General features: G+C 53.5%; 11 protein-coding genes. 3 read left to right on the top strand and 8 right to left on the bottom strand.

Annotation, left to right across the window (positions count from 1 at the left end; genetic code table 11):
- Positions 1–18 precede the first annotated feature (18 nt).
- From AC2FI7_RS05845 to AC2FI7_RS05815, 7 genes are all read right to left on the bottom strand, one after another.
- Positions 19–1587, bottom strand: a complete 1569-nt coding sequence (locus AC2FI7_RS05845; RefSeq protein ID WP_010437477.1) for a trimethylamine methyltransferase family protein — start codon at positions 1585–1587, stop codon at positions 19–21.
- Positions 1588–1612: 25 nt separating this feature from the next.
- Entirely contained in the window at positions 1613–2812 is a 1200-nt protein-coding gene (locus AC2FI7_RS05840; RefSeq protein WP_010437476.1) for an aromatic ring-hydroxylating oxygenase subunit alpha, read from the bottom strand.
- Between the two features lie 8 nt (positions 2813–2820).
- A complete protein-coding gene (locus AC2FI7_RS05835) occupies positions 2821–4887 on the bottom strand; it encodes an oxidoreductase (RefSeq protein ID WP_496816013.1) in 2067 nt (688 codons plus the stop codon).
- A 93-nt stretch (positions 4888–4980) separates the two neighbouring features.
- Positions 4981–6036 carry an ABC transporter substrate-binding protein gene (locus AC2FI7_RS05830; protein ID WP_010437474.1) on the bottom strand — a complete coding sequence of 352 codons (1056 nt, stop codon included), beginning with the start codon at positions 6034–6036 and terminating at the stop codon, positions 4981–4983.
- Positions 6033–7148, bottom strand: coding sequence for an ABC transporter ATP-binding protein (locus tag AC2FI7_RS05825; protein ID WP_496816011.1), 1116 nt, complete (start codon positions 7146–7148; stop codon positions 6033–6035). Before AC2FI7_RS05825 ends, AC2FI7_RS05830 begins: the two co-directional genes overlap by 4 nt.
- A gap of 20 nt (positions 7149–7168) precedes the next feature.
- Complete coding sequence (locus AC2FI7_RS05820; protein WP_010437472.1) at positions 7169–7963, bottom strand: ABC transporter permease; 795 nt, start codon at positions 7961–7963, stop codon at positions 7169–7171.
- Positions 7960–8823, bottom strand: a complete 864-nt coding sequence (locus AC2FI7_RS05815) for an ABC transporter permease (RefSeq protein ID WP_170542782.1) — start codon at positions 8821–8823, stop codon at positions 7960–7962. Before AC2FI7_RS05815 ends, AC2FI7_RS05820 begins: the two co-directional genes overlap by 4 nt.
- 189 nt (positions 8824–9012) lie before the next feature.
- On the opposite strand from AC2FI7_RS05815, the gene AC2FI7_RS05810 reads away from it, so the two are divergent.
- Positions 9013–9654, top strand: coding sequence for a TetR family transcriptional regulator C-terminal domain-containing protein (locus AC2FI7_RS05810; RefSeq protein WP_010437470.1), 642 nt, complete (start codon positions 9013–9015; stop codon positions 9652–9654).
- Between the two features lie 299 nt (positions 9655–9953).
- On the opposite strand, the gene AC2FI7_RS05805 is transcribed toward AC2FI7_RS05810, so the two are convergent.
- Positions 9954–10136 (bottom strand): hypothetical protein, encoded by a 183-nt coding sequence (locus AC2FI7_RS05805; protein ID WP_029621594.1) that lies wholly within the window; start codon positions 10134–10136, stop codon positions 9954–9956.
- Positions 10137–10152: 16 nt separating this feature from the next.
- On the opposite strand from AC2FI7_RS05805, the gene AC2FI7_RS05800 reads away from it, so the two are divergent.
- Together AC2FI7_RS05800 and AC2FI7_RS05795 are read left to right on the top strand one after the other, a co-directional pair.
- Positions 10153–11418, top strand: coding sequence for a TAXI family TRAP transporter solute-binding subunit (locus AC2FI7_RS05800; protein WP_496816009.1), 1266 nt, complete (start codon positions 10153–10155; stop codon positions 11416–11418).
- A gap of 227 nt (positions 11419–11645) precedes the next feature.
- Positions 11646–13520, top strand: a complete 1875-nt coding sequence (locus tag AC2FI7_RS05795; protein ID WP_496816007.1) for a DUF3604 domain-containing protein — start codon at positions 11646–11648, stop codon at positions 13518–13520.
- Positions 13521–13777: the final 257 nt, after the last annotated feature.

Raw genomic sequence — 13777 nt, 5'->3', positions numbered from 1 at the left:
CCCTTCCTTTAGCAGCGCTTACCCAGCGCGCATTACCTCACGTGGCAATTTGATCGGGAACCTAGACCGAACCTCTTCATCCGCCTTGCTACCAAAGTAATTCGGGTAGTGATTGGACAGAATGTCATCCACAACGGATCGGCTACGTTCGAACATGTCCTGACGACCTGCTTTCTCCCAGGTATCAGTCAGCTCTCGGTCCAACAGGGACGGGTAGACATACTCGGTTTCCATGTACTGTAAGGTTTGAGCGTTGCCGAGGAAATGCCCGGGGTCGATTGCACATTCATGGATGACGTCGACCGAAAGCGTGTCGTCGCTCACCTCGATCCCGCGAAGCGTTCGTGAGATCATTCCAGCCGCCTCGTTGTCGATGACCATTGACTCAAAGCTACAGCCCATCAAGCTGCCGAGCATTCCGCCAAATTCGCAGAGCCGGTTGGCCCCGGCATGGGCCGCCAAAGCGAAGGTCAGCGCTTTTTCTAGACCGTATTGTGCATCGGGGATCTTGGAATCCGTCATACCACATCCGACGCTGGTCGGCAGGTTGTAGAAATTGCCCATCTGAATAGCAGCGGCTGAAATCAACGCCTGTTCGCCACTGCCGCCTGTAAACGATCCAGTGCGCAGATCAGTGATAAACGGCCAGGCTGCAAAGACCACCGGGGTCCCCGGATTGATCAAATTGGCGATGGCCACACATGACAAGGTCTCTGCCACCGCCTGTGCCAGCGTGCCAGCCAAAGGTGCAGGAGACGTAGCCCCAGCTTGCGGCGGGACCGCAAGATCGCAGACAAGCCCCATCTTCGCCGTATCAATCAGTATTTCCAGATTTTCCCGCCCGAATCTGAGTGGTGAAACGATAGGACACCCACCAAAAATCACCGAGGGTTTTTCAAGGAATTTGCCCTCCCCGCCAGACGCCAGATCGAACAGATGGATCGCGTCCTGAATATGCTCGCGCGTACGGAACGTCAGGCAAGATGGCTTCTCGCTACCCGCCAAGATGGCGTAGAGCATGCTCATATCGTGCTCGTAGTCTTGCGGCACATCCGTTGCCAGAACCGTATCACCAGTCATGTGGATGTTGTCGAGCCGGTCAACCAATCGGGTAAAGTCGTAAATGTCCTTGAGCGTTGACGGCCGGTAACTGCGAGTCTCCGCGTCGAAAGTTGTAACGGCAGTCCCGGAGTTTGCGTAATACACCTTGTCCTTGGTGCAGTGCATATCGTCCTTACCGGCCCGAGATCCGCGCGCATGGACATAAAACTCGCTGGCCGCCCTGGCCAGAAGGTCTTCCATCAACGCGCGAGGGAAGCACAGCCTACCATGCTCGTTCACCACCGCCCCTTTAGGCAGCACGAGATCAAGAACTTCCTGCGTTGGATCACCGACACCCGTACGCTCCAGAATGCCGAGGGCGGCTTCATGAATGCGCGACATGTCAGCGTCTGAAAGGGGCTTGTAGCGACCACCCGAAATGCCCGGCCAGATCGCTTGCGAAGCGACGTTGCTGGTTCGCACGGCGGCTCGTGCTTCACGTCCACCCGCGCGCCGTCTTGATCTGCGCTTCGTTAACTCTGTCATGGTATTTCTCCGAATTCTGAGCGTGTCAGATCATGCTGAAGTAATTGCGATAGAAGCCTGGAATGCTCCATTCCATCTCGGACAGCGGTCCCGGCACGAATTGGTGGGAGTTCACGCCTTCCTGATTGTGCCGTATGATCCGCTCATCATCGAGCGAAGTGACATGCCAGAGCCATGTCAACGCGTCCTTATCGTAGTCACGACCCTCTTGAGCGTCGCCGCGCACATACCAGACGATCTGAATATCCGTTTCCTGCAGGGCGCGCGGGACGAACCGGTAGCCAACAACGTGATCTGCATAAACAAGGAAATAGTTCAGTGTCCCGATCCCCAGATCAGTGGCACCACCATCGTGACCTTTCAGTTCACCCAAAGGCGGCGCCAGCGGCGCTCCATCTTTGCTGCCGGTCACATAGCCGGGAAACAGCGGATAGCGGCGCCAATAGACATCTGCACCCGGCGCGAGCGCGTTTTCTCCGGTCAGGTCTAGTTCCTCCAAGGGAACTCCGACTTCTCCCATTCGTTCATGAAGAGCCCCACCGAACTCCAGAACCTGAGCAGGATCCTTCAACGAATGACTGCGCGAATAGTCCTGATGAGACGGGGCGCAGTGATAGCATTCCAGATAATTCTCCAACGCCAGTTTCCAATTTGCTGGAACCGGGTATGAGGCTTCATGAGCGACCTTCAGGTTTTCAAAGTCGAACGGTTTTGACAGTGGGGCCAACCGCTCCAATGCAGCATCTAGCGGCGGGGCGTCTTCAGCTGCACAGACAAATATCAGGCCCTGAAATATCTGCACCTGAACCGGGAACAATCCGTATTGGCCCGGGTCGAAATCCGACCCCATTGATCGCCCGTTTCGTAGCTTGCCGTTCAAGTCAAAAGTCCACGCATGATAGGGGCATATGAAGTTGCGGGCTTTGCCTTTCTGTTCAATGCAAACCCTCGACCCCCGGTGGCGGCAAACGTTCAGATGCGCGCGCACCTCGCCCTCGCGATCCCGAACGATGATGATGGACTCGGGCCCATAGTCGAACAGGAAATAATCGCCCAGTTCAGCGACCTGACTAACATGACCGACCCAGATCCAGTTACGATTCCAGAACGTACTGATATCGTTCTCGTATACTGCCTGAGACGTATAGAAGTGACGAGGCAGGGCGAACCCTTTCCGCTGCGCGTCCATCAAGTCGCGCATTACTTGCAAGTCATCTTTTGGCATGGCGCACCTCACACAGGTTCAAGGGAAACGAGTTCCCGGCGGAAAAATTCGCGGTCGATATCGTCTGCGTTGCGTTCGAAATTTCGAGCAGCCATGTGACCCGAATACACAGCATCCGCGATCAAGCCAGGGTTGGCGGCATCTCCGATTAATTCCAACGTATTCAGCAAACCCGCATTCGTACCGCACAGCTCGTCGTAAAGGGTGGTTTCTCGCATTCGCTGCGTCACCAGCACGACGGAGCTGCATTCAATGGAATTCTCTCGTCCCGTGTAGACGCACTGCAATGTCACCTGACCGGACGCGACATTGGCCAAGGTCTGGGACAGGTTCAGGTGAACGCCTTTTTCCAACAGACTTCGTTGCACTTTAGTCTGCTCCAACGTCAATTCGGTAAACGGCGAAACTAGTGAGGCCGGTGTTACAAAGAAAACCTCTCGCCCGGCTTGAGCTAAATGATCGGCCAAGACTCCACCGAGATAGGCTTGATCATCATCGTAGACCACAACCGGGCCGTCCTCCGGCACGACCCCGGTCATAATGTCATCTGGAGTAAAAACCCGAGAACCTAAACCGATTGATACACCGTGAAATGCAGATTTCCCGCGCCCGTCTCGTCGCCATTTTGCGCCAGTTGAAACAAAAACGTTCGGAATACCCAGCTCGACGACTTCACTGGCTGACAAAGGGCTGTCGGTGAACAGCTGAACGTTTCCGCGTTGTTGCAGGTCGTAGATTCTGTGATCTGTCACGCGCTTCCAAGCGGACAGCCCGGTCAGGCCAGCTTCCTGCAGCACACGGCCGCCAAGCTCTTGCTTTGCCTCAGCCAGAGTTACCTCGTAGCCTCGCCGCGCCAATTGCATGGCGCATTCAAGTCCGGCTGGTCCGCTGCCGACAACAAGAGCAGCTTCTTCTTTCACCCGACGCTCAATGATCTCAGGATGCCATTTCCTCCGCCACTCTTCGCCCATAGTAGGGTTTTGAGTACAGCGTATGGGGACGCCGAGAGAGTCAGATGAAACACAGATGTTACAACCAATGCATTCGCGGATTTCTTCGATGCGACCTTCCTTGATCTTGTTGGGCAGAAACGGATCAGCGATGGACGGTCGTGCCGCGCCGATAAAATCAAGGATGCCCTTCCTGACCAGTGACGCCATCAAGTCCGGAGACGTTAGACGCCCGACGCCCACAACAGGCTTGGAGGTCACTTGTTTCACAAACTCGATATATGAAGTCTGAAAGCCGTCGCGGGGCTCGAACCGGGTCGTCGCAGAATCGTTGCTCCAATCCGCCACGTTAACATCCCAAAGGTCTGGAAGCTCGGCCAACATTTCGACTACAGCACGGCCTTCTTCCTGCGCTTGCATCCCCTCTGACCCGAGCATTTCATCAACCGCAAACCGAAGGGCAATGGCGCAATCATCTCCAACCTCTTCCTTGGTTTCTTCCAGAATCTCCCGGGTCAGACGCACCCGGTTCTCCAACGAACCTCCATATTCATCCATCCGATCATTGAACTGTGGCAGCAGAAAATGATGCGGCAGGGTCATGTGATGCCCGGCATAAACATACACAATATCGAATCCTGCTTCGCGCGAACGACGAGCCGCAGCGCGATGCCACTTGCGGAATTCGCGAATGTCCGCTTTGTCCATCGCCCTGGCCTGCTTGGGATAGGCGGTTTGCAAGGCTAGTTCTGACGGCGCCAACAAAGGTGCCCGGCTCAAATGGTTTTGCGCATGATGGCCATTGTGAGCCAATTCAATGGCCGCCAAGGAGCCCTTTCCATGCACCGCATCGGTCATAAGACGTAGCGCCGGGATATCCCGTTCATCCCAAAGTCGGTTTTCGGCAAAGGGGGACAGGTCGGAAGTCGGGTGAATTTCCGTCTCTTGATTAGAAACAACAGCCCAACCACCCTCGGCCTTCATTGCCCGCATGGCGGCTTCGGCCTGCGGTCGCAGGTGCCCCATGCCGTTGCAGTGGGGCACCTGATAGAACCGGTTTCGAGCCGTCACTGGCCCAATTTGAACCGGTTCGAAGAGTACAGAGCATCCTTCAGCGCCTGACATTGCCGCGCTTCCTCCAAGAAATTCGGAAATAGTTTGGTGGGAATGGAAGGGTTCCTACGTCCCCACCATTCCCGCTATGTTGTATAGGCGTCCTTAGAAGCCAGCTTTGATGCGCTCGAACTCCTTCAACATCTTGGCTTCCAGCTCAGGGTTTACCGCGTCAAAAAACAGGCTGCCTTCAAAGAAGCTGTCCACATCCGAGAACCCGTAGGTTTCGATCAGTTCCGGGTCAGCTTGGGCAAACGCGTCCTCGTTGGCGTGGGCGTATCCCCAGCTTTCGATAATGTATTTACCGCTTGCGGCAGAGCTAAGCGCGTTCAGCATGTCATAGACTTGCTCATCCGACTGCTTGGCAGATTTCAGATGCACATAACCGCAGACCCAAGTTGCGATGCCTTTGTCCACATCACGCATCATGACCGCTGGGGTTTCGTTCCAGATCAGGTTCAGTTCCGATTGGTTCCATCCCCAACCCAGCGTGACCTCCCCGCTGGCAATTGCCTGATCCAGTTGGCCGGCGTCAGACCAATAAAAGCGCACATTCGGATGAATCGCCCGCAGATAGTCCCCTGCTTTTTGAAACTCCTCGTCACTCATATCGGTATAGCTGGAAGCGCCAGTTGCTAATGCCGCCATTGCAAAGGCACTGGAAGCGGCGTCCGGAATGGCGACTTTGCCCTGATAGGCGGGATCGGCAAGCAATTGCAGCGAAACATCGTCAGCCGAAATCATATCGGTTCGATAGATAAGGCCAGTATTGCCCCATTCGAAAGGCACCATGTAGGTCTGCCCGTCGATGGTGATGCCGTCGACCTCTTTGATCTTGGGCATCAGTTTGTCCCAATTCTCCAGCTTACTGGTGTCGATCGGCTTGATCATGTCTGCCGCTACCCATTTTCTCAGGGCGTCTGTGCAGGGGTGTGCCAAATCGGCTTCAAACCCAGACTGAAGCTTGGTGAACGCTTCTTCCACGCTGCCAAAATAGGTGTAGCTGGGCGCGCCGCCGTACTTTTCGACATAGTCGCCGTAGAAACCCTGATCCTCATATCCGGACCAGTCAAAAACGGTCAGATCAGCGGCATTGGCGAGAGCTTGACTGGCCGTAAAGGTGGCAACCAATGCTGCCGTAAGTGAAGCTGTTTTACTCATTTCTCTCCTCCCAAAGATTCACGTTTACCCAAGTCGATCACCGAAGCGCTTTGAACGCCCAGCCAGACGGTATCGCCCCGGCTGTGATCGACTGTGTGAAAGTAATTCGGTACGGCGACGGCTATGCTGTCCTTCAAACCATCGACCCGCACATAATAGTGGACGCTCTCACCATAGAAGGCGACGTCGGACACCTCGCCCTGAACAAGAGCATCGTAACCATCCGGTTTTTCCGCGCTGATCTCCAATTGCTCGGGCCGTACGCCGACCAGAAGCTCTTTATCGTGCACCTGAACGTTGGGGTTCACCCCGATTGCCATCTGCCCAAATCCTTGAACATTAACCTCCAGCGATTCAGAGTTCTCAGCTGTCACCTCGGCATCCAGAAAGTTCATTCCACCGATGAAAGACGCCACCTCCCGGTTACAGGGTTGGGAATACAGAACCTCTGGCCTATCCACCTGTTTGAGCTGCCCGGCGAACATGACGCCGATGCGGTCGGACATGGTCATCGCCTCGTACTGGTCATGCGTGACCATGACGAAAGTAATTCCAAGCTTTTGCTGCAGACGGCGCATTTCCAATTGCATCGCTTCCCGCAGATTCTTGTCCAACGCGGATAAAGGCTCATCTAGTAATAACACCTTGGGCCGCATGACGAGTGCCCGGGCGAGCGCCACTCGTTGCCGCTGACCGCCCGACAATTCGTTGGCCTTGCGGTCCTGCAAACCGCCAAGTTCAACCATCTCAAGTGCCTCGGCAACGCGTTCCTTGATTTCGTTTCGCGAGAGCTTTGTCTTGCGCAATCCGAAGCCAACATTGTCGCCGACATTCAGGTGCGGAAAGATCGCATAGCTTTGGAACACCATATTAGTGGGACGCTTGTTGGCAGGCACCTCTCCCATCGTTCGACCATTGATCCGGATCTCGCCTTCTTCGTGATCTTGAAAACCCGCGATGATGCGCAAGGCTGTTGTCTTTCCGCAGCCCGAAGGGCCAAGCAGCGAAAAGAACTCTCCCTCTTTCAAGGTCAGGTTCAGATCGGACACAGCCACAAAGGAACCAAAGCGTTTTTCGACGCCCTTGATCTCGATGATGTTCTGTTCGCTCATCTTACTTGTTTCCTTTGGCTTCAATCGGAGGATTGGATGGAACGGCGGCGGAAGTATTCGGCAATCAACAACAGCAGAACGGAAGACAGCAAAAGCAGAGATCCCAGCGCCAACGTGTTGGGCAGCTTTGCCGGAAAGCGAATTTGGCTCCAGATATAGACCGGCAATGTCGGGCTGTTCCCGGATAGGAAAAAGGCCAGGACGAACTCGTCAAAAGACACGGTAAACGTGACCAAAAGGCTGGCGATGATGCCTGGTGCGACAATTGGCAGAGTGACGCGCCGAAACGTTCCCACGACGCTTTCACCAAGATCGAATGCAGCCTCCTCCAAGGATTGGTCGAAATCGTCAAATGCAGACTTCATGATAGATACGGAAAAGGGCAACGCCACGAACACATGCCCGAGGATCACGGTGGTCAGCGATGGTTTCAAGCCGATGCTGATGAACAGAACCAACATCGAACTGGCCACGATGATGCCGGGAATGACCAGTGGAAGCATGACCAGTCCCTCAGACAACTCACGCCCCGCGAAACGATACCGAACATAGGCGCGAGCTGCGAAGAGGCCCAGAGATGTTGCCATCAGGGCAGTCACGCTGCCGACGATCAGAGAATTCACCATAGCCTGTAGCAGCGTGTCCTGCTGACCCAACTGCGCGTACCATTTCAGCGTAAAACCCTTCAGAGGGAAAGCCACGATGGTTCCGTCATTGAACGAAAACAGCGGCAAGAGCAGAACTGGCAGATACAGAAACACCAGATAGGCGATCGCGTAAACAGCCAACCATGGGATACGAATGACCTTGGTCATCTGATCCTCCGGCCCAATGCGGTGACGGCCACCACGAACACGATTGCAACGCAGCCAACCGAAAGCATGGCAAGCAGAGACAGGGTTGCACCCAACGGCCAGTTGTTGGCGGCGCCAAACTGCACCTGGATCAAGTTCGCTACCATTTTGCCCTGCGAACCTCCGACCAAGGCTGGAGTGACGTAATCGCCCACCGTGGGAATGAAAATGATCAGGCAGGCCGCGATGATACCCGGAACTGTGAGGGGCAGAGTCACGCGGACAAACCTTTCGAGTTTGCTGCAACCTAGATCCGTTGCAGCCTCCAACAGGCTGCGATCGATCTTTTGCAGCGACACATAAATCGGCAGGATCGCAAATGGCGCCCAAGCGTGGGCGAGAGTCAGGACGACGGCGAACTCGTTGTAGAGCAGGAATGTCAGTGGCTCTTGTATCAAACCAAGTGAAATCAGCGCTGAGTTCAGCACCCCGTTGAAGCCAAGAATTAGCTTCCAGCTGAACACGCGCAGAAGGTAACTGCTCCAAAAGGGAATTGTGATCAGCAACAGCCAGAGGGTCTTCTTCTGTGTCCGAAACGCGATGAAGTAGGCAATCGGATAGGCCAGACAAACCGTCGCCAATGTCACCGCACCCGCAATTGCGACCGAACGGATCATCAGATGCCGAACCAGCGGGTCGGTAAACGCCTCTTGGTAATTCGCCCACGTCAGTGTGCGGTCAATCTCGACATAGGTCTGGGTCCAAAAGCTGTAGGCGACAAGAATGCAAAGCGGAACAGCCACAAGCAGGCCGACATAAAGCGTCGCAGGCGCGCTCAGTGCCAGGCCCTTGCCCGTTTCACTTCTTAGTACTCCGGCCATGCTTCCCTGCTGAACTTCGTTTTCGGTGGCGCGACATGTCGATAACAAAATGGACAATCGTCCATTTAAATCTGGAATTTTTGGACTAGTTGTGTCAACTGATAATTTCGCCACCGGGGCTGGCCAATTTCACACCGGCCACTAAAGAACACCGCAAGAGACTGAAAACAAACAGAGACACCTGATCAAATGACTGGAAGACGACAAGAAATACGCGAACGAAATCGCCTTTCCCTGATCGAGGCAGTACTCGACTCGGTCGCAGAGAAAGGGATTTCCGAGACCTCAGTCAGCGAAATTATTCAACGTGCCGAGCTATCCCGTGGCATGATTCACCTTCATTTTGGCGGCAAGGATAACTTGGTTGACGAAGCCGCCCGCCACTCTTCCGAACAATACTACAATGGAATTTATGACTTGTTGGAAACGACCGGGCAAACCGGGCAGGAGCATATCGAGATGATTGTTCGGGGCGACTTGAGTGAGGCCATTCTCAATAAGAAAACCGTTTCCATTTGGTACGCGTTTCGTGGCGAGGCCCGAAACAGAGCAGCAATCGCTGCGTTTTCAGATACCCGCGATGCTAAGCTTCGTAATCTGGTTTTCAACGCTTTCGCTCGAATTGCGAAAGAAGCTGGAACCGAACACCCTAATCAAGTTGCTAGGGATGCCACGCACGGCACACTCGCAATGCTGGAAGGCATGTGGACCGATTACCTACTCCACCCGGATTCATTTGATCGCGACGAAGCAATGAGAATTGTTTTTCGATTTCTGCGCGCAATGTTCCCGATGCATTTTGACCTAAACGGCGCTTTGTTGTTTGAGTAGAGCTTGCGACAGGTTTCCTATCTGACTGCTTTAGAAGTGGGCAATCCTCATCTTTCAGTCAACATGATTGAAGCACAGTACGGACGCAAAAAGTTCAATTGAATCACCTGCTATCCGCAACCCAAAGCTGAGGAATGTGCCATAGCAATCCGCGAACATCGCAGTAGCGGTTTTATGTGAAGCCATCTCCGGTTGAGTGATGGCCGTTCATTGGAACGAGTGCGAAAGGCTGCCTCGCGGACATTGCCGACAAAAAAGACAAAACTAAAACTCTGGTTTGCGATAGGATAAACCGTTGCTTAGGCGGCCAGTTTTTTGATTTCAACCTCGTTCAAGCGCTCTTGGTTTTTTGCGCTACCAACTAAGTCTTCAGGGATACTTGAACCGAAGAGCTCGAACTTTCGAGTGCTACCCACTGTGATCGGTTTCTCGTTAGCAAAAAGACTGCTATCAAATGAGAACGAATTATCGGTTCCGATCATCTGAATGTGAGAATAAATGCGCTTAGCTCTTTTCATTCTCTTTCCGATTATGTTTATCGGGTTGCTTGTTTTTCTAATCTTTGGCTTGAAACCGCCCACCAGTATTAAGCTGGCTGCTGGCATAAGCGGCGGCGGATATTGGCAAGTTGGACAACTCTACAAAGCAGAACTTGCACGTGACGGCATTCAGGTAATTTTAGTTGAAACCGAGGGGTCCGTTGAGAACATTCAGAAACTTGTTTCTGGCGAAGTGGATGCCGCATTTGTTCAGGGTGGCCTGAAAATTCCTCAGGACGAAAACTTACAGTCTTTGGGCGCCATTTTTCTTGAACCTATGGTGGTGTTCCGCGGAAAGTCTAGTCCAGTCGGGGCCAATGCAGGAGAATGGGGAGACATTCGCTTAGCTGCAGGAACCAAGGCGTCCGGTACTCGCGCCGCCGCTTTAGCGCTAATTGAGGCCGCCGAGTTGCAAAATGTCGGCATAAACCTCGTCGATGTCGGGGGCAATGATGCGATAAAGGCGTTATATGCCAACGAAGCGGATGCGGCGTTGTTTGTCGCTCCACTAGATGCACCTTACCTTATGGATGCAATTTTTGATCCAGAAATCATATTCGTCCCTATGGCTTTGGTCGATGCCCTTGCATTGAAACTTTCCGGAGCGAATTCGGTAACTGTACCGGCAGGATCAATCACACTTGACCCTCCGAGACCACCAGAGGACGTCAAGATCTTAGCATTGCGAGCTTCACTTATCGCCGCATCCGATCTGCACCCTGCAGTAACCGATAGGTTAGTGAATGCAGCAAAGAACATTCACAGCGAACCTAATATTTTGCAAAGTGCGCGCGAGTATCCGAACACGGCTTCACCGCCTGTACCACTGAACAAAATTGCCACAGAACTCATAAACTCGGGGCCAAACTTTTTGCATGGCGTCTTGCCATATTGGATCGCAGCGCAGTTTGGCAGCGTACTGTTATTGCTGTTGCCTTTGTTGTTCTTAGTACCGTTTTTACGGATCGTCCCGTCCAGTTACGTGTGGTTTCAAAAGCGCCGGGTCTGGCGTTTTTATCAGCGTATCACGGCGCTTGAGGAGGAACTCAGCAAGGCACAGACCTCAACTGAGGTTGAAGAAGTCGCCAAAAATATCGAAAACGTGGACACCGCCCTTGCAAATCTGAATCTGCCGCTCGCATACCGTCAGGGAGCATATGATGCACGTTTGCACATAGACCTAATTCGACAGGAGATTGCGCGTCGTCAAACTGCAAAAAGTTGATCAAACCTCAACGTTCGCAAGCAAACCACGCTAAAATACCTTTTCAATTTGAGACTTCGATACAGGTGTGTGCTTTAGTTGTTGCGTGTACGCCGCTTTGGGGTCGCAGCCATCGTTCGCAGAGATTTATTGAGCGGCGGCCGTGCTGGACGAATAGAGTTCAGATTATGCGTCATAGTTACTTGTATTGAGCGTTGTAAGGTTTGAACAAAATATGAGGTTACGAAATGTTCCGTTTAGCATCTATTTTGACTGTTGCGTTTACTGCTGCCGCGTATGCCGAGGACGTCCCAAGCACTCAACCCGGCGAAAGAGAGTATTCCCCATACCCACAACAAAACTTCCCTAATCAGGTCTTTTTCGGCGACACCCATTTGCATACATCATACTCTGCCGATGCCGGTATGATCGGGAATGTACTTGGCCCTGATGAAGCGTACAGGTTTGCCAAAGGCGAAGTCGTTACATCCAGCACCGGTATCGAAGCGAGGTTGCGCCGACCATTGGATTTTCTGGTTATTGCCGATCACGCCGAGAACCTTGGTCTTGCGCCGCTGCTCTCAGCCAAAGACGCCACGCTGCTCTCCACGGAGTTTGGCCAGCAACTGAACGCGGCTGTCGAGGCCGGTGATCCCGTTGGCGCATGGTCGATTTGGAGCCAAGCCAAGTCCACTGGCACAGACCCATTGGCGGATTATCAGGAGATTTACCAAACAGCGTGGAGCAACATTACCACCGCCGCTGAGGCACACAATCAACCGGGTTTGTTTACTGCGCTTATCGGGTTCGAGTGGACCTCAAACCCACAGCGGAACAACCTGCACAGGAATGTCATATTCAACGGTGGCAAAGAGGGCGCTGACAAGATCATCCCGTTCTCGAACTTTGATAGCTTCGACCCCGAAGACCTTTGGGCATGGATGGAACAAGCCGAAGAGACAACAGGCCAAAAGCTGCTCGCGATCCCGCACAATGGCAATTTGTCCAACGGGTTGATGTTTGACGAAGTGCGCTTGTCCGGCGAACCGTTCGATGTTGAGTATTTCAAACAGCGTGCCAAGTGGGAACCGATCTACGAAATCACGCAAATGAAAGGTGACGGCGAAGCACATCCCATGCTGTCGCCAGACGATGAATTTGCTGACTTCGAAACGTGGGACAAAGGACAACTTGGACCGGAGCCCAAGACACCGGAGATGCTTCCGCGCGAGTATGCACGGGCAGCATTGCGGCGGGGGCTTGGATACGAGGCGGAAACAGGGACAAACCCGTTCAAGTTTGGCGTGATCGGCTCAACTGATGCTCATACATCGCTGTCCACGGTTGGCGAGGACAATTTCTTCGGGAAAGTCGCGGCTGTTGAACCTACTGCTGACCCGATCCGATTTGAAGAGGTCGTCGGCGGTATTGGTGGTGACGAGAGTGTTGCCCAATATGCATGGCAGACTTCGGCGTCCGGTTTGGCGGCCGTTTGGGCAAGGGAAAACACCCGCGAGGCCATTTGGGATGCTTTTGCTCGGAAAGAAGTCTATGCAACCACGGGGCCGCACATGCGTATTCGCGTTTTTGCCGGATTTGAATTCGACGAAACAGACCTGCCACGTGCGGATTTTGCCGCGTATGGATATGAAAATGGCGTACCGATGGGGGCGGATTTGCCAGCGGATAGTGACGGTCGGTCTCCGCGCCTTCTCATCCGTGCGCTCCGTGACCCCGATGGGGCCAACCTCGACCGTATTCAGGTTGTCAAAGGCTGGCTGAACAGTGACGGCACAACGTCGGAACGTGTTTATGATGTTGCCTGTGGCGGGCGTGAACTTCTAAACGCGGCGTGTGACGGCCCGGTTGGCAATACGGTGGATGTAGAAAACGCGTCTTGGACAAATGACATCGGCCAGGCAATTCTCGCCGGATATTGGGAAGACCCGAACTTCGACCCGACGCAAAGCGCGTTTTACTATGTCAGAGTGCTGGCAATACCAACGCCGCGTTGGACGACATACGATGCAAAGGTGTTCGGAACGGAGACCCCAGACGAAGCACCGCGCTCGATACAGGAGCGGGCCTACACATCACCAATTTGGTACACTCCTCAGGGATGAGTGATATTAGGTTAAGACTAAATATCACTTAGTCTGCTCTGGGCTCCTTCGAGACATTCGCGGCGTCCCGGCTAAATGTCAGGTTTTGAGTTCTCAGAGGGAAGGCCTCAGATAAAAGCCATTGGACATTGCTGAACGGTTGTTACGTGAACAACTTTCTGGTTGCTTCGTCACCCATCTGGGTCCTCATCACTCCAGCGTCCAATTTCGTAAAAACTAGGCGACGCGATTGTGACTGCCGCTACTGCGAGTGACTT

It is taken from the genome of Ruegeria sp. YTSA064 (assembly GCF_059610325.1).
Note: the sequence above shows the minus strand (reverse complement) of the source record. Positions and strands in the feature narration are given on the sequence as shown.

Coding starts and splice junctions, on each gene's coding strand:
- AC2FI7_RS05845 (WP_010437477.1), bottom strand. CDS start 1,587: ATGACAGAGTTAACGAAGCGCAGATCAAGACGGCGCGCGGGTGGACGT.
- AC2FI7_RS05840 (WP_010437476.1), bottom strand. CDS start 2,812: ATGCCAAAAGATGACTTGCAAGTAATGCGCGACTTGATGGACGCGCAG.
- AC2FI7_RS05835 (WP_496816013.1), bottom strand. CDS start 4,887: ATGTCAGGCGCTGAAGGATGCTCTGTACTCTTCGAACCGGTTCAAATT.
- AC2FI7_RS05830 (WP_010437474.1), bottom strand. CDS start 6,036: ATGAGTAAAACAGCTTCACTTACGGCAGCATTGGTTGCCACCTTTACG.
- AC2FI7_RS05825 (WP_496816011.1), bottom strand. CDS start 7,148: ATGAGCGAACAGAACATCATCGAGATCAAGGGCGTCGAAAAACGCTTT.
- AC2FI7_RS05820 (WP_010437472.1), bottom strand. CDS start 7,963: ATGACCAAGGTCATTCGTATCCCATGGTTGGCTGTTTACGCGATCGCC.
- AC2FI7_RS05815 (WP_170542782.1), bottom strand. CDS start 8,823: ATGGCCGGAGTACTAAGAAGTGAAACGGGCAAGGGCCTGGCACTGAGC.
- AC2FI7_RS05810 (WP_010437470.1), top strand. CDS start 9,013: ATGACTGGAAGACGACAAGAAATACGCGAACGAAATCGCCTTTCCCTG.
- AC2FI7_RS05805 (WP_029621594.1), bottom strand. CDS start 10,136: ATGATCGGAACCGATAATTCGTTCTCATTTGATAGCAGTCTTTTTGCT.
- AC2FI7_RS05800 (WP_496816009.1), top strand. CDS start 10,153: ATGCGCTTAGCTCTTTTCATTCTCTTTCCGATTATGTTTATCGGGTTG.
- AC2FI7_RS05795 (WP_496816007.1), top strand. CDS start 11,646: ATGTTCCGTTTAGCATCTATTTTGACTGTTGCGTTTACTGCTGCCGCG.